This is a genomic window from Streptomyces sp. CB01881 (genome assembly GCF_002953255.1).
Classification (GTDB): Bacteria; Actinomycetota; Actinomycetes; order Streptomycetales; family Streptomycetaceae; genus Kitasatospora.
Genome location: NZ_CP026498.1, coordinates 10,019,292 through 10,034,536, shown reverse-complemented (window position 1 = coordinate 10,034,536; position 15,245 = coordinate 10,019,292). Strand labels below are relative to the sequence as shown.

Here is a 15,245-nt window from a genome sequence, read left to right as displayed (position 1 = left end):
ATGCGCGCCACCCAGCACGACGTCTCCCGGGAGATCGCCCGGGAACAGGAGGAGTACCGGCGGCTCGGCGTCGTCCGCCACCACCCCGTCCGCTCCTACCCGCCCTACCGCAGCTCCGCGCTGCGCCACCCCGAGCACCCGCTGGTCGCCGTCGCCGACCCGGAGGCGGCCGAGCTGACCGGCCCCGCCTTCGGCGCCACCGACGTGACCGAACTGGACGCCGACCTCACCCGCCAGCACACCGGCGAGCCGCTCGGCGAGCGGATCACCCTCAACGGCCGGGTGCTCGACCGGGACGGCCGCCCGGTCCGCGGCCAGCTGGTCGAGATCTGGCAGGCCAACGCGGCCGGCCGCTACGCCCACCGGCGCGACGACCACCCGGCGCCGCTCGACCCGAACTTCACCGGCGTCGGACGCTGCCTCACCGGCGCCGACGGCAGCTACGCCTTCACCACCGTCAAGCCCGGCGCGTACCCGTGGCGCAACCACGCCAACGCCTGGCGCCCCGCACACATCCACTTCTCGCTCTTCGGCACCGCCTTCACCCAGCGGCTGGTCACCCAGATGTACTTCCCCGGCGACCCGCTCTTCCGCTACGACCCGATCCTGCAGTCCGTCACCGACGACAACGCCCGCGCCCGCCTGGTCGCCGCCTACGACCACGACCTCTCCACCCCCGAGTGGTCGCTCGGCTACCGCTGGGACATCGTCCTCGACGGCCCCGCCGCGACCTGGACCGAGGACGCGACCCCGAGCGAGGAGGACCGGTGACCGCACTGCCCACCCCCGCCCAGACCGTCGGCCCGTTCTACGGCTACGCGCTGCCCTACCCGGGCGGGCCGGAGATCGCCCCGGCCGGGCACCCGGACGCGATCACCCTGCACGGCCGGGTGTTCGACGGAGCCGGCGAGCCGGTACCGGACGCCCTGCTGGAGTTCTGGCAGCCCGTCCCGGCCGGCCGTACCGGCTCGATGCGCCGCGACCAGACCACCGGCGGCTTCGCCGGACGTGACGGCATCACCTTCACGGGCTTCGGCCGGGTCGCCACCGACCCGGACGGGCGTTGGGCGGTCCGCACGCTGCCGCCCGCCGGCGTGCCGTACCTCTCGGTCTGCGTCTTCGCCCGGGGGCTGCTGCACCACCTGTTCACCCGCGCCTACCTGCCCGGGCCGGACACCGAGGCCGACCGGCTGCTCGCCGCACTGCCGGCCGGCCGCCGGGCCACCCTGCTGGCGGCGGAGGAGGAGCCCGGCCGGTACCGGTTCGACGTCCGGCTCCAGGGACCGGAGGAGACGGTGTTCCTTGAGTTCCGCTGACGGCACCTTCGACGGTTCCCCCGCAGGCGACTTCGACGGCCTCCCGGCTTTCGCCGACGGCCGCCGGGCGTCCGGCCCCGGCGCCTCGGCCGGCCACGGCCCGGAGGCCGACCACGGCCTGCTCGCGCCCCTCCGGGCCGGCACCGCCGTCGAGGCGGCCACCGGCGACCGCGCCCTGCTCCAGGCCCTGCTCGACGCCGAGGCCGCGCTCACCCGGGCCCAGGCCGCACTCGGCCACGCCCCCGCCGAGGCCGCCGCCGCCGTCACCGCCGCGGCCCGCGCGGACCGCTTCGACCCGCGCGACCTGGCCCTGCGCGCCCGGGCCGGCGGCAACCCGGTCATCCCGCTGGTCGCCGACCTCACCGCGGCCGTCCCGCCCACCGCGGCCGCGTACGTGCACCGCGGCGCCACCAGCCAGGACATCCTCGACACCGCCCTGATGCTGGTCGCCCGGCGGAGCCTCCACGCCGTCCGGGCCGACCTGCTGCGGACCGAGGCCGCGCTGGCCGGCCTCGCCGCCCGGCACCGCGCCACCCCGATGGCGGGCCGCACCCTCACCCAGCACGCCGTCCCGACCACCTTCGGGCTCAAGGCGGCCGGCTGGCGCAGCCTCGTCCTGGACGCCGCGGACCGGCTCGCCGCGCTCCGCCTCCCGGCCCAACTCGGCGGCGCCGCCGGTACCCTGGCCGCCTTCGAGGCGTACGCGGCCGAGCCCGGCAGCGGGCCCGGCCTGGTCCGCGCCTACGCCGCCGAACTCGGCCTCGCCGAGCCCGCCCTGCCCTGGCACACGCTGCGCACCCCGGTCGCCGACCTGGCCGGCGCGCTGGCCTTCACCACGGCCGCGCTCGGCAAGCCGGCCGCCGACGTCCTGGTGCTCTCCCGCACCGAGCTCGGCGAGCTGGTCGAGGGCGGCGGCGGCCCCTCCTCGGCGATGCCGCACAAGAGCAACCCGGTGCGCGCGACGCTGATCGCCGCGGCCGCCCGCCAGGCGCCGGCGCTCGCCGCCGTCCTGCTCGGCTCGCTCGCGGCCGAGGACGAGCGGCCCGCCGGAGCCTGGCACGCCGAGTGGCAGCCGCTGCGCGAGCTGCTCCGGCTCACCGGCGGCGCGGCCGAGGCGGCCGCCGGACTCGCCGCCGGGCTCCGGGTGCTGCCGGACCGGATGCTGGCCGGCCTCGGCCGCACCGCCGGCCTGGTGGTCACCGAGCGGCTCGCCGCCGTGCTCGGCGAACGGCTCGGCCGCGGACCGGCCGGGGCCCTGCTGGGCCGGGCCGCGGCGCTGGCCGCCTCCGAGGGCCGGACCCTCGCCGGCGCCCTGCCGAGGGCCGCCGTGTCGCCGGAACAGGAACGGGTGCTGCGCGAACTCCTCTCGCAGCGCGCGGCCGAACTGACCGACCCGGCCCGCTACCTCGGCGCCGCCCCCCTCCTCGTCGACCGTGCCCTGCGGCGCACCGCCGCCCCACCGAAGGAGCCCCACCCGTGACCGCCCGGCTGCACCACACCGTCGAGGGCCCGGCCGGTGCGCCGGTGCTGGTCCTCGGCCCCTCGCTCGGCACCTCGACGGCCGTCTGGGACGCCCAGGCCCGCGTCCTCGCCCGGCACCACCGGGTGGTCCGCTTCGACCTGCCCGGGCACGGCGGCACCCCGGCCGGCGTGCTGCCCTCCCTGGCGCCCGGTGCGACCGCCGTCGCCGACCTGGCCGGCCTGGTGCTCGAACTCGCCGACCACCTCGGCGCGATGCGGTTCGGCTACGCCGGGGTCTCGCTCGGCGGTGCGATCGGCGCCCACCTGGCCGTGCACCACCCGCAGCGGGTCACGGCGCTGGCCCTGGTCTGCTCCTCCGCCCGTTTCGGCGAACCGGCCGGCTGGCACGAACGGGCCGACCTGGTCCGGGAGCGCGGCACCGAGGCGCTGGCGCCGACCGCGCCCGGCCGTTGGTTCACCCCCTCGTTCGTCGCCGTCCCCGAGGCCGCCGACCGGGTGGCCGCCCTGGTCACCGACCTGTGCGGGGCCGGCCGCTCCGGCTACGCCGCCTGCTGCGACGCGCTCGCCGGGTACGACCTGCGCGCCGACCTGGCCCGGATCACCGCTCCGACCCTCGTGGTCGCCGGCCGGGAGGACCGCGCGACCCCGCCCGCCCACGCCCGCGAACTGGCCGACGGCATCCCCGGTTCGACCCTGCTGGAGATCGCCGAGGCGGCCCACCTGGCCCCCGTCGAGCAGCCGCAGGCCGTCCTCGCCGCGCTGCTCGGCCACTTCACGACCCCCGCGGACGACGAGGCGCGGCACGCGGCCGGCTCCGCGGTACGCCGGGCGGTGCTCGGCGACGACCACGTCGACCGCGCGATCGTCCGCACCACCGGCTTCACCGCGGACTTCCAGGACTTCATCACCCGCTACGCGTGGGGCGAGATCTGGACCCGCCCCGGCCTCGACCGCCGCACCCGCAGCTGCGTCACCCTGACCGCGCTGGCCGCCCACGGCCACCAGGAGGAGCTGGCGATGCACGTGCGGGCCGCGCTGCGCAACGGGCTCACCCCCGCGGAGATCAAGGAGGTCCTGTTGCAGACCGCCGTCTACTGCGGCGTCCCCGCGGCCAACGCCGCCTTCGCCACCGCCCAGCGCGTCCTCGCCGAGCCGGGCCTTCCCACCACCACCCACCCCACGGAGTCCTGAGTGCGCACCAGCGTCGCCATCATCGGAGCCGGACCGGCCGGCCTCCTGCTCTCCCACCTGCTCCACCGCCAGGGCGTCGACAACGTCGTCCTCGAACTGCGCACCCGCGAGTACGTCGAGCGGCGCCAGCGCGCCGGAATCCTCGAACAGGGCACCGTCGACGTGCTGCGCGCCGCCGGCGCCACCGGGCGGCTGGACCGCGAGGGCCTGACCCACCACGGCATCGAGCTGCGCTTCGACCGCCGCTCGCACCGGATCGACCTGCCGGGCCTGACCGGCGGCCGCTCGGTGACCGTCTACGCCCAGACCGAGGTGGTCAAGGACCTCGCCGCGCTGCGCGAACAGGCCGGCGGCACCGTCCTGTTCGAGGCCGAGGCACTCGCCGTGGAGGGCGCCGGCACCGACTCGCCTCGGGTCCGCTACCGGCACGGCGGCGCCGAGCACGTCCTGGACTGCGACCTGGTGGCGGCCTGTGACGGCTTCCACGGCATCGGCCGCCGGTCCGTCCCCGAGGGCGCGCTCACCGTCGCCGAACGCACCTACCCCTTCGCCTGGCTGGGCATCCTGGCGGACGTGCCGCCGTCCTGCGAGGAACTGGTCTACGCCCACCACGAGCGCGGCTTCGCCCTGCACAGCATGCGCTCGCCGCAGGTCAGCAGGCTCTACCTCCAGGTGGACCCGGACGACCGGGTGGAGAACTGGCCGGACGAGCGGATCTGGGACGAGCTGGACGCCCGGTTCGCCGTCGACGGGGCCTGGACGCTGCGGCGCGGACCGATCACCGAGAAGAGCATCACCCCGATGCGCAGCTTCGTCGCCGAGCCGATGCGCCACGGCCGGCTCTTCCTGGCCGGCGACGCCGCCCACATCGTGCCGCCGACCGGCGCCAAGGGGCTCAACCTCGCGGTCGCCGACGTCACCCTGCTGGCCCGGGCCGTCGCCCACTGGCGGGCGGACGGCGACGAGTCGCTGCTCGACGCCTACTCGGAGACCGCGCTGCGCCGGGTCTGGCGGGCCGAGCACTTCTCGTACACCATGACCACGCTGTTGCACGCGGATCCCGGGGAGTCGGAGTTCGACCGCCGGCTGCGGCTCTCCCACCTGCGCTACCTGGCGTCCTCGCCGTCCGCCTCGGCCTCGCTGGCCGAGAACTACGCCGGCCTGCCGATGGACTGACGGATCCGGACCGAAGAATCCGGACTGACGGAGCGTCAGATCGACGGACAGTGGACAAGAGGGGGCGGCCGCCGGGCAGCGGCCGCCCCCTCGGGGTTCCTCCGTGCTCAGGCCAGGAAGCGGTAGACGGCCTGGGCGACGCAGGCGGGCTTCCCGGCGCCCTCGATCTCCACGGTGAGGTCGGCCACCACCTCGACGCCGCCCCGGACGTCCTCGACCGAGGCCACCCGGCCGTGCGCGCGGATGCGTGCGCCGACCTTGACGGGGGAGGGGAAACGGACCTTGTTGAGGCCGTAGTTGACGGCCATCGAGACGCCTTCGACCTGGAGCAGCTCGGTCCAGAGCGGGATCAGCAGCGACAGGGTGAGGTAGCCGTGCGCGATGGTGGCGCCGAACGGGCCGGCCTTGGCGCGCTCGGTGTCGACGTGGATCCACTGGTGGTCGTCGGTGGCGTCGGCGAAGGTGTCGACGCGAGGCTGGGCGATCTCCAGCCACCCGGTGCGGCCGAGGTCGGCGCCGGCCTGGGCGCGGATCCCGTCGAGTCCGTGGACGGTGGTGGTCATGTGGTCACTCCTCGGGGAGGGCGGGGGAATCGGTGGAATCGATGGAATCCGGGGAGCCGGCGGCCGGGGGGCCGTAGCGGGCCCTGATCGGGCCCTTGAGCAGCTTCCCGGTGGCGTTGCGCGGCAGCTCGGAGACGAGCAGCACGGAGCGCGGGATCTTGTAGCGGGCGAGCCGGCCGTCGAGGTGGGCGAGCAGCTCCGCGGGCTCGGCCCGCGCGCCGGGGCGCAGCACGACCACGGCGCGGCCGACCTCGCCCCAGCGGGTGTCGGGGACGCCGAAGACGGCGCACTCGGCGACCGCCGGGTGGTCCAGCAGGGCATCCTCGACCTCGGCGGGGTAGACGTTCTCCCCACCGGAGATGATCATGTCCTTGATCCGGTCGACCAGGCGGACGTAGCCGTCGCCGTCGACCTCGGCGACGTCGCCGGAGCGGAACCAGGCGCCGTCGCGGAACGCCTCGGCGGTGGCCTCGGGCCGGTTCCAGTAGCCGGGCGTGACGTTCGGCCCGGCGATGACGACCTCGCCCCGTTCGCCCGGGGCGGCCTCCTCGCCGGAGGGGGCCAGCACCCGGACGTCGGTGAAGAAGTGCGGCACCCCGGCCGTCCCGGCGTGGGCTACGGCGTCGGAGCGGTCCAGCACCAGCGCGCCCGGGGCGGTCTCGGTCATGCCGTAGCCCTGGACGAAGGCGAGCCCCCGGTCCAGGTAGGCACGGGCGGTGCGGGCCGGGACGGGCGCGCCGCCGCAGAGCAGGGTGCGCAGGCCGGAGAGGTCCGTGCCGGCCCAGCCCGGCGCCGCCGCCACCGCGTCGTACATGGCGGGCACCCCGAACATGCAGGTGACGCGGTGGCGTTGGACCAGCTCCAGGGTCCGTTCCGGGTCGAAGGCGGACTCCAGGACCACCGTGCCGCCCTTCAGCAGGGTCGGCAGGCAGCTCATGTTGAGCGCACCGGTGTGGAACAGCGGCGCGGCGACCAGGGCCACCTCGTCGCTCCCGAGGTCGGTGTCGACCAGGACGTTGAGGCTGTTCCAGAGGATGTTGCCGTGGGTGAGCAGCGCACCCTTGGGCCGGCCGGTGGTGCCCGAGGTGTACATGATCAGGCAGAGGTCGTCCGGCCCGACGTCCAGGTCGATCGGGCGGTCCGGCGAGGCCCCGATCAGTGCCTCGTACGGCAGTCCGGGGCCGGCGTCCACGGCGACGGCGGTGGCGACGGCCTCGGCGAGGCGCGCCGCCGGGCCGTCCGCCCGGCCCCCGGCCCGGCCGCAGTGGTGCACCAGGACCGTGCTGCCCGAGTCGGCCAGCTGGTACCGGAGTTCGGGCTCGGTGAGGCGGGTGTTGAGCGGCACCAGGACGGCACCGAGCATCCCCGCCGCGAACAGCGCCTCCAGGAAGGACGGGTGGTTGGGCCCGAGGTAGGCGATCCGGTCGCCGCGCCCCACGCCCTGCCCGAGCAGGGCGTGGGCGAGCCGGGTGGAGCGCTCGTGCAGGGCGGCGTAGCCGGTGGTGCGGCCCTCGTGGACGAGGGCGGTGCGCCGCGGGGTCCTGCGGGCGCGGCGGGCGGTCCAGGAACCGATGCCCTGATTGCGCATGACGGGACTCCTCAGCTTCCGGCGAGCCCGAGCAGCCGGGCGGCGTTCTCCTTCAGGATCTTCGGACGGACCTCGTCCCGGACCGGCAGCGCGGCGAAGTCGGCCAGCCAGCGGTCCGGCGTGATCAGCGGGTAGTCCGAGCCGAACAGCACCTTGTCCTTCAGCAGCGTGTTGGCGTACTGGACCAGCTGCGGCGGGAAGTACTTCGGCGACCAGCCGGACAGGTCGATGTGGACGTTCGGCTTGTGCACGGCCACCGCGAGCGCCTCGTCCTGCCAGGGGAAGGACGGGTGGGCGAGGATGATCCCCAGCCCGGGGAAGTCGGCGGCCACGTCGTCCACGGCCAGCGGGTTGGAGTACTTGAGGCGGATGCCGCCGCCCCCGGGCACGCCGGCGCCGATGCCGGTCTGGCCGGTGTGGAAGAGGGCGACCGCGCCGGCCTCCTCGATCGCCTCGTACAGCGGGTAGGCCAGGCGGTCGTTGGGGTGGAAGGCCTGGAGGCTGGGGTGGAACTTGAAGCCGCGCACGCCGTACTCCGCGACCAGGCGGCGCACCTGCCGGACGGCGGCGCGGCCCTTGTGCGGGTCGACGCCGGCGAACGGGATGATCACGTCGGGATTGGCGAGTGCGGCCTCGGCGATCTCCTCGTTGGGCACCGGCGGCTGGCCGGTGGCCGACTCGGCGTCGACCGTGAAGACCACGCAGGCCATCCGCCGCTCGCGGTAGTACGCGGCGATCTCCGGCACGGTGGGGTGGCGGTGGCCGGCCCCGAAGTGCCGGCCCGCGGCGGCGGCCAGCTCGGGCGGGAGCGAGGCTGCGCCGTCGGCGGCGACCTCGGCGTGGGTGTGGACGTCGATGGCGACCAGCCGGGCCGGGTCCGGGCCGGCGGGGGCCGACGGACCGGCGTCCGGCCGCCCGGCGTTCGACGGCGCGGGGCCGGAAGGTGCGGGGCGGGAAGGTGCGGGGCCGGAGGGTGCGGCGTTCGACGGTGCGGGGCCGGACGGTGCGGCGCTCACAGCTGCGGCGCCGGGATGCCGTACTCCGCCGGGCGGCGCCCGACCGAGACCGGCCAGGCGGCGGCGATCGCGTCGGCGCTCCAGCCGCCGTCCGCGAAGGCCACCGAGGACTCCTCCGGGTGCGACCAGAGCGCGAGCCGGTCGCCGCCGATGCCGATGCACTGGCCGGTGACACCGGCCGAGGCGTCCGAGACCAGGAAGGAGACCAGGCCGGCCACGTCCTCCGGGGTGCCGAAGCCCTCGCCCTTGCGCAGGGTGTCCGGCAGCGGCGTGCCGTGCTGCTCCAGCGCCTCGACGTGTGCGGCGAACGCCGGGATCGTCCGGGTCATCGCGGTGGCCGCCACCGGGATCAGCGCGTTGGCGGTGATCCCGGCCTTGGCCAGTTCCATCGCCCAGGTGCGGACCATGGCCGCGATGCCGGCCTTGGCGGCGGCGTAGTTGGTCTGGCCGAAGTTGCCGCGCTGCCCGGCGGGGGAGCCCGCCACCACGATCCGGCCACCCCCGCCCTGCTCGCGCATCCGCGCGACGGCGGCCCGTACGCAGGTGAAGGTGCCGCGCAGGTGGACGCGGACCACCTCGTCGAAGTCCTCGTCGGTCATCTTCCACAGCACCCGGTCGCGCAGCACGCCGGCGTTGGTGACCATCGCGTCCAGCCGGCCGAAGCTGTCCACGGCGCGGGCGACCAGCGCCTCGGCGGCCTCGGTGCCGCCCACCGGCACCACCTCGGCGACGGCCCGGCCGCCGGCCGCGGTGATCTCGCGGACGGCCGCGGCGGCCGCCCCGGGGTCGACGTCGTTCACCACCACCGCGGCGCCGGCGGCGGCCAGCTCCCGGGCGTAGGCGAGGCCGAGGCCGCGGCCGCTGCCGGTGACGACGGCGACCTTTCCGGAGAGATCCATGGGGTTCCTCTCGAAGGGGTTGGGGAGTCGGGGAGTCCGTGGGGACGGTGCGCGGGGGTGCGCGGGGTGCGCGGCGGGGCCGGTGCGGCGGGCGCGGGTCGCGCTCGACGACGGCACTGACGGCACCGGCGGCACGAGAAAAGCTAGGCACATTCGTGTCTGTCGTCAATGAAGTGCCGAATATTGGTTCCCGGGCAGGGCGCCGCGTCCTACGCTGGGGCGGTGTCCAGTTCAGACCCCGCCGGGGAGACCCGCCTGCCCGATGCGTCACCCGCCGCGCCCGCCGACGGCGCGGCCGCTTCGGCCGTCCCGCCCGCCGCGGCCTCGCCCGGTGCCGGGGCGCCCGGCGCCGTGCCGCGCCCGCAGTCGCTGATGCTGAGCTTCTTCGGCATCCACGTGCTCGGGCGGGAGACCGCCCTCTCCTCGGGCAGTGTCATCGACGTCTTCGCCCGGGTCCACGTCGGCGAGGACGCCGTCCGCTCGACGCTGGCCCGGATGGTCGGCCGGGGGCTGCTGGAGCGTCACCGCCGGGGCCGCCGGATGTACTTCGGCCTCACCCCCAGGGCGCGGACGGTGCTCGCGGACGGGCAGGACCGGATCTGGCGCACCGGCGCCGTCAACCGCGACTGGGACGGCGGCTGGACCCTGGTCGGCTTCTCGCTGCCCGACGCCTGGCGCAGCGAGCGCCACGACCTGCGCTCCCGGCTGGTCTGGGGCGGCTTCGGCCCGCTGCAGAGCGGCCTCTGGGCCGCGCCCGGCCGCGTGGACGTGACGGCACTGCTCGACGGCCTCGGCCTGGACGAGCACCTGAAGGTGTTCCACGCCAGCGCCGCGCCGCCCACCGACGCCGGCGTCCTGCTGCGTTCGGCCTTCGACGTCGAGGGCATCGCCGCCGGCTACCGGGAGTTCCTGTCCCGCTGGGGCGGCGCCGAGCCCGCCGGCGGTGATCCGCTGGCCTGCCAGCTGCTGCTGCACACGGACTGGCTGGAGCTGGTCCGGAGCGACCCGCACCTGCCGGCCGAGCACCTCCCGGCGGACTGGCCGGCCGCGGCCGCCGAGCGGTCGTTCCGCGCACTGGCCGCCCGCTACGAGCCTGCCGCGGCCCGGATCGCCGCGGAGGTGCTGGACGCGATCGACCTCGGGTAGTCCGCGTCCTGCCCAGGGGCGGGGTCGGATGCCGGAGGTCCGCGCGCTTATGTCAACACCATTGACGTTGCCGCCCGGGTGGCGTTCTCATGGCAGAGGAGGAGCTCGTCACTCCCGGCACCAGAAGGAGACCCGCATGGATCCCGTCCACGCGCTGCAGGACGCCCGGCCCACCCCGTTCTGGCTGGACGACCCCGGTCGGCCGGAGCCGTGCCCCGCGCTGGCCGGCACCACCCGGTGCGACCTCCTGGTGGTCGGCGGAGGCTACTCCGGCCTGTGGACCGCGCTGATCGCCAAGGAGCGGGACCCTTCACTGGACGTCGTCCTGGTCGACGGCCACGAGGTCGGCTGGGCCGCCTCCGGGCGCAACGGCGGCTTCTGCGAGTCGAGCCTCACCCACGGCCTGGCCAACGGCCACGAGCGCTGGCCGGGCGAGCTGGCCCGGCTGGAGCGGCTCGGCGAGCAGAACCTCCAGGCGATGGAGGACGCCGTCAAGCGCTACGGCATCGACTGCGACTGGGAGCGGACCGGCTCGCTGACCGTGGCGACCGAGCCCCACCAGGTCGACGAACTGCACGGATTCGCCGAACTGGCCGCCCGCTACGGCACGGAGCTCACGCCGCTGGACGCCGCCGCCGTGCGGGCCGAGATCGACTCGCCGACCTTCCTGGGCGGGCTCTGGGACCGTGAGGGCGTGGCGATGGTCAACCCGGCGCGGCTCGCCTGGGGCCTCAAGCGGGCCTGTCTGGAGCAGGGCGTGCGGATCCACGAGCACACCCCCGCCGTCGCGCTCGCCGCCTCCGGCCCCGGCATCGCCGTCCGCACCGGGTACGGCCGGGTGCTCGCGGGCAAGGTCGCGCTCGCCACCAACGCCTTCCCCTCGCTGCTGCGGCGCCACCGCCCGTACACCGTCCCGGTGTACGACTACGCGCTGATGACGGAGCAGCTCACCGCCGATCAGCTCGCCGCCGTCGGCTGGCAGGGCCGCCAGGGCTTCTCGGACAGCGCCAACCAGTTCCACTACGTGCGGCTCTCCGCCGACAACCGGATCCTCTGGGGCGGCTACGACGCGGTCTACCACTACCGGGGCAGGGTCCGGGCCGAGCACGACCAGCGGCCGGAGACCTTCGCCACCCTGGCCCGGCACTTCGCCCGGACCTTTCCGCAGCTCGAAGGCCTGCGGTTCACCCACGCCTGGGGCGGCGCGATCGACACCTGCACCCGGTTCAGCGCCTTCTTCGACCTCGCGCACGGGGGTCGGGTCGCCTACGCGGCCGGCTACACCGGCCTCGGCGTGGGCGCCACCCGCTTCGGCGCGGAGGTGATGCTGGACCTGCTCGCGGGCGAGCGCACCGAGCGGACCGCGCTGGAGATGGTCCGCCGCAAGCCGCTGCCGTTCCCGCCCGAGCCGGTCCGCTGGGCCGGCATCACCGCGACCCGCTGGTCGCTCGCGCAGGCGGACCGCAACGCCGGCCGCCGCAACCTCTGGCTGCGGAGCCTGGACCGGCTCGGCCTCGGCTTCGACAGCTGACCGGCCCGGCCGCCCCGCGACCGGCCCGGCCGCCCCGCGACCGGCCCGGCCGCCCCGCGACCGGCCCGGCCGCCCCGCGACCGGCCCGGCCGCCCCGCGACCGGGCCGCGCCCCGCGACCAGGCCGCCCCCTGCGGCCCAGAGGCTCAAGTGGCCCAGAATCCAGGGGGACAACCGGCCCTGTCCATCGGTCCACCTCTCTCCTAGGCTGGGCACCGTGACCAACAAAGTCGACTTCTACTTCGATCCCGTCTGCCCCTTCGCATGGATCACCTCCCGCTGGATCCTGGAGGTCGAGCGCCACCGCGAACTCGACCTCACCTTCCGGGTGATGAGCCTCTCCGTCCTCAACGAGGGCCGCGAGGACCTCCCCGAACGCTACCGCCGGCTGCTGGACACCGGCTGGGGCCCGGTGCGGGTCTGCATCGCCGCCGCCGAACAGCACGGGGAGCACGTCCTGCGCGACCTCTACACCGCGCTCGGCACCCGCCTGCACGACCAGGACCGGGCCGCCGACGACACCGTTCTGCGTGAGGCCCTGGCCGAGGCCGGCCTCCCCGAGTCGCTGGCCGACGCGGCCCGCAGCACGGCGTTCGACATCGCACTGCGCAAGAGCCACCACGAGGGCATGGACCCGGTCGGCGAGGAGGTCGGGACGCCCACCATCCACGTGGACGGCACCGCGTTCTTCGGGCCGGTGCTCAGCGCGATCCCGCGCGGGCAGGACGCCGTGAACGTCTTCGACGGCGTGCGGCTGCTGGCCGGCTACCCGAAGTTCTTCGAGCTCAAGCGCACCCGCACGGGGTCGCTGGACTTCTCCTGAGCCGGATGAACACCGCTGCGCGCCAGGAGAGGTGAGGCGCCGTCAAGGGGGCGTCAGGGGAGTGTCGGAGCCGCATCAGGGCGGCGGGCCGGGCTTGCCCGCGCATCGGCGGGCGGGCTTGGATGAGGGACGTGAACCGCTCGGCACGCCACCACGGCAGCCCGCCGCATCCGCGGCCCCGGTCGTCACCAGCGTCCGGTAGCACCGAGCCTCCCCGCTCCGCCGCCGCCGCGCGCCGGCCCGGAGGCGTCCCGCCGCGCCTGCGCCGCTCCGCGCCGTCCGTCTCCCGCCGCTGTGGGCGGGGGCGGACGCGCGCCACCCCTCCCCGCACTCCACCACCCCTCCCCGTACTCCACCACCCCTCCCCGTACTGCACCGCCGCTCCCGCCGCTCCCGGCGCTGGTGGTCGCCGGTGCCGTGACCGGTGCCGTGACCGGGGCCGCCACGGGGAAGGCCAGGGGCGCGCGGGCCGGCCGGTGGCGGCGCGTGCGAACAGGTGGGCCGCCGCGTGCGCCCTCTACGATGTGCCCATGAGCGGGAGCCTTCAGCTATCAGGTGCGCATCGGTCGCAGCAGCCGGACGCCGACGAGCGGCTGCGGAACGACGAACGGCTGGAGACGGCCGCCGGGATCCTCGTGCTGCTCGCCGACCGCACCCGGCTCGCGCTGATGCAGCGCCTCGGCGAGGGCGAGGCCGACGTGACGACGCTGACCGAGGCCTGCGGTGCGGCCCGGCCCTCGGTCAGCCAGCACCTGAGCAAGCTCCGGCTGGCCGGGTTGGTCACCACCCGCAAGGACGGCCGGCGGGTCGTCTACGCGCTGCGGCACGGGCACCTGCGCCGGCTCGTCAACGAGGCGCTGAACGTCGCCGACCACCAGATCAGCGGGCTGCCCCCGCACGACTGAGCGGCGGAGCGGTAGCCGGCGGCGGGGCGGCCGCGCGGCGGACGGCAGACGGTGGGTCGGTGGGCGGCCACGGAGGCGGGCCTTCTCTGGCCAATAGGTGCACACGTATGCACATGTTGTCCTATGCTGATGTCGTCGCCCCGGTCCTCCGGCGTCCGCTCCGCCGCTGCTCGTGCTGCTGCCGTACGGCGGCCGTTCGCCCTGCGGCTGTCCGTGCGCCGTGCCGGTGCCCTGTCGTCCTGCGCGCCGTCGCCGTGCGCGCCGAGCCTGAGCGGGGTCCCCATGCTGTCCGTGCTGCGCGAGCCCACCTACCGGCACCTGTTCGCCGCCCAGGTCGTCGCCCTCGTGGGCACCGGTCTGGCGACGATCGCCCTCGGCCTGCTCGCCTACGACCTCGCGGGGGCGGACGCCGGCTCCGTGCTCGGCACCGCGCTGGCGATCAAGATGGTCGCCTACGTCGGTATCGCGCCGGTCGTCGGCGCGCTGGCCCACCGGATCCCGCGTCGCCGTCTGATGGTCGCCTCCGACCTGACCCGGGCGACGGTCGCCCTCGCGCTGCCGTTCGTCACCACGGTCTGGCAGGTCTACCTGCTGATCTTCCTGCTCCAGGCCGCCTCGGCGGCGTTCACCCCGGCGTTCCAGTCGGTGATCCCCGAAGTCCTGCCCGCCGAGCGCGACTACACCCGCGCGCTGTCGCTCTCCCGGCTCGCGTACGACCTGGAGAGCGTCGCCGGTCCGGTGCTCGCCGCGGGACTGCTGGCGCTGGTCGGCTACCACTGGCTGTTCTGGGGCACCACGGCCGGGTTCCTCGCCTCGGCGGCCCTGGTTGTCTCCGTCGTCCTCCCCAAGCCGGCGCCGTCCGCCCTCCCTGGCGGCGTCCTGCAACGCTCGGTCCGCGGAGGCCGTCTCTTCCTGGCCGCGCCCCGGCTGCGCGCGATGCTCGCCCTCGACCTCGCGGTCGCCGCCGGCGGCGCCATGGTGATCGTCAACACCGTGGTCTACGTCCGCGACCAGCTCGGCCGTCCGGCCGGTGACGTCCCCCTCGCCCTGGGCGCGTACGGCGCGGGCTCGATGGCCGTCGCGCTGCTGCTGCCCCGTGCGCTGGACCGGGTGACCGACCGCGCGGTGATGCTCCCGGCGGCGTTCGGCACCGCCGGGCTCCTCGCCGCACTGGCCGCGCTCACGGTGGCCGGCCCGGGCGGCACCGCCGGCTGGCGCTGGCCCGCCCTGCTCGCACTCTGGGCCGGCTTCGGCGCCGCGGGTTCGCTGATCCTCACCCCGACCGGACGCGTCCTGCGCGACGCGGTGCGCCCGGCCGACCTGCCCGCCGTGTTCGCCGCCCAGTTCTCCCTCTCGCACGGCTGCTGGCTGCTGACCTATCCGCTGGCCGGCTGGCTCGGCGCCACCGCGGGCCTTCCGGCCGCGACGGTCGTCCTGGGCGCACTCGCGCTGGCGGCGGGCACGGTCGCGGCCCGGGTCTGGCCCGCGGGGCCGGCGCCGGAACCCCGGGCGACCGTCGCCGCGGGCCCGGCGGCCGCCCCCGTCGGCCGGGCCCGGTAGGCAGGTCGGGCCCCGCGCGGCCGGAAGGGTGGCCCTGCCGGACCCCGGTT

Annotated in this window: 14 protein-coding genes; 10 read left to right on the top strand and 4 right to left on the bottom strand. The window is 75.8% G+C overall.

Annotation, left to right across the window (positions count from 1 at the left end):
* The 5 genes from pcaH to C2142_RS33170 all read left to right on the top strand — a co-directional run bounded on the left by pcaH (position 1) and on the right by C2142_RS33170 (position 5,165).
* On the top strand, positions 1-771 hold the full coding sequence (gene pcaH / locus C2142_RS33190) for a protocatechuate 3,4-dioxygenase subunit beta (RefSeq protein WP_148646500.1): 771 nt from the start codon (positions 1-3) through the stop codon (positions 769-771).
* Positions 768-1,316, top strand: a complete 549-nt coding sequence (gene pcaG, locus C2142_RS33185) for a protocatechuate 3,4-dioxygenase subunit alpha (RefSeq protein ID WP_241002923.1) — start codon at positions 768-770, stop codon at positions 1,314-1,316. The genes pcaH and pcaG overlap by 4 nt, the downstream gene beginning before the upstream one ends.
* A 118-nt stretch (positions 1,317-1,434) precedes the next feature.
* A complete protein-coding gene (pcaB, locus tag C2142_RS33180) occupies positions 1,435-2,796 on the top strand; it encodes a 3-carboxy-cis,cis-muconate cycloisomerase (protein ID WP_241003316.1) in 1,362 nt (453 codons plus the stop codon).
* Complete coding sequence (gene pcaD / locus C2142_RS33175; RefSeq protein ID WP_148646498.1) at positions 2,793-3,989, top strand: 3-oxoadipate enol-lactonase; 1,197 nt, start codon at positions 2,793-2,795, stop codon at positions 3,987-3,989. Before pcaB ends, pcaD begins: the two co-directional genes overlap by 4 nt.
* Complete coding sequence (locus C2142_RS33170; protein ID WP_148646497.1) at positions 3,990-5,165, top strand: 4-hydroxybenzoate 3-monooxygenase; 1,176 nt, start codon at positions 3,990-3,992, stop codon at positions 5,163-5,165. It abuts the gene before it with no gap.
* Between the two features lie 107 nt (positions 5,166-5,272).
* Here the strand turns inward: C2142_RS33170 and C2142_RS33165 are convergent, their stop codons facing one another.
* The 4 genes from C2142_RS33165 to C2142_RS33150 form a co-directional block, all read right to left on the bottom strand.
* A complete protein-coding gene (locus C2142_RS33165) occupies positions 5,273-5,728 on the bottom strand; it encodes a MaoC family dehydratase (RefSeq protein WP_148646496.1) in 456 nt (151 codons plus the stop codon).
* A gap of 4 nt (positions 5,729-5,732) precedes the next feature.
* On the bottom strand, positions 5,733-7,316 hold the full coding sequence (locus tag C2142_RS33160; protein ID WP_148646495.1) for a long-chain fatty acid--CoA ligase: 1,584 nt from the start codon (positions 7,314-7,316) through the stop codon (positions 5,733-5,735).
* Between the two features lie 11 nt (positions 7,317-7,327).
* On the bottom strand, positions 7,328-8,182 hold the full coding sequence (locus C2142_RS33155; RefSeq protein WP_148646699.1) for an amidohydrolase family protein: 855 nt from the start codon (positions 8,180-8,182) through the stop codon (positions 7,328-7,330).
* A 146-nt stretch (positions 8,183-8,328) separates the two neighbouring features.
* A complete protein-coding gene (locus tag C2142_RS33150) occupies positions 8,329-9,231 on the bottom strand; it encodes an SDR family NAD(P)-dependent oxidoreductase (protein ID WP_148646494.1) in 903 nt (300 codons plus the stop codon).
* 222 nt (positions 9,232-9,453) lie between these two features.
* Between C2142_RS33150 and C2142_RS33145 the strand changes: the two genes are divergently transcribed.
* The 5 genes from C2142_RS33145 (at position 9,454) to C2142_RS33125 (ending at position 15,195) form a co-directional block, all read left to right on the top strand.
* Positions 9,454-10,377: a PaaX family transcriptional regulator C-terminal domain-containing protein gene (locus tag C2142_RS33145; protein WP_346766406.1), complete on the top strand. Its 924-nt coding sequence runs from the start codon at positions 9,454-9,456 to the stop codon at positions 10,375-10,377.
* A gap of 136 nt (positions 10,378-10,513) precedes the next feature.
* Positions 10,514-11,908 (top strand): FAD-dependent oxidoreductase, encoded by a 1,395-nt coding sequence (locus tag C2142_RS33140; RefSeq protein ID WP_148646493.1) that lies wholly within the window; start codon positions 10,514-10,516, stop codon positions 11,906-11,908.
* Positions 11,909-12,124: 216 nt separating this feature from the next.
* Positions 12,125-12,730 (top strand): disulfide bond formation protein DsbA, encoded by a 606-nt coding sequence (locus C2142_RS33135; RefSeq protein ID WP_174315798.1) that lies wholly within the window; start codon positions 12,125-12,127, stop codon positions 12,728-12,730.
* A 530-nt stretch (positions 12,731-13,260) separates the two neighbouring features.
* Positions 13,261-13,635, top strand: a complete 375-nt coding sequence (locus C2142_RS33130) for a metalloregulator ArsR/SmtB family transcription factor (protein ID WP_148646491.1) — start codon at positions 13,261-13,263, stop codon at positions 13,633-13,635.
* Positions 13,636-13,917: 282 nt separating this feature from the next.
* Complete coding sequence (locus C2142_RS33125; protein WP_148646697.1) at positions 13,918-15,195, top strand: MFS transporter; 1,278 nt, start codon at positions 13,918-13,920, stop codon at positions 15,193-15,195.
* Positions 15,196-15,245 lie beyond the last annotated feature (50 nt).

What these genes read in the sequence shown, in the direction of transcription:
- C2142_RS33160 (WP_148646495.1), bottom strand. Translation starts at nt 7,316, where the DNA reads ATGCGCAATCAGGGCATCGGTTCCTGGACCGCCCGCCGCGCCCGCAGG.
- C2142_RS33125 (WP_148646697.1), top strand. Translation starts at nt 13,918, where the DNA reads ATGCTGTCCGTGCTGCGCGAGCCCACCTACCGGCACCTGTTCGCCGCC.
- C2142_RS33165 (WP_148646496.1), bottom strand. Translation starts at nt 5,728, where the DNA reads ATGACCACCACCGTCCACGGACTCGACGGGATCCGCGCCCAGGCCGGC.
- C2142_RS33150 (WP_148646494.1), bottom strand. Translation starts at nt 9,231, where the DNA reads ATGGATCTCTCCGGAAAGGTCGCCGTCGTCACCGGCAGCGGCCGCGGC.
- C2142_RS33130 (WP_148646491.1), top strand. Translation starts at nt 13,261, where the DNA reads ATGAGCGGGAGCCTTCAGCTATCAGGTGCGCATCGGTCGCAGCAGCCG.
- C2142_RS33140 (WP_148646493.1), top strand. Translation starts at nt 10,514, where the DNA reads ATGGATCCCGTCCACGCGCTGCAGGACGCCCGGCCCACCCCGTTCTGG.
- pcaH (WP_148646500.1), top strand. Translation starts at nt 1, where the DNA reads ATGCGCGCCACCCAGCACGACGTCTCCCGGGAGATCGCCCGGGAACAG.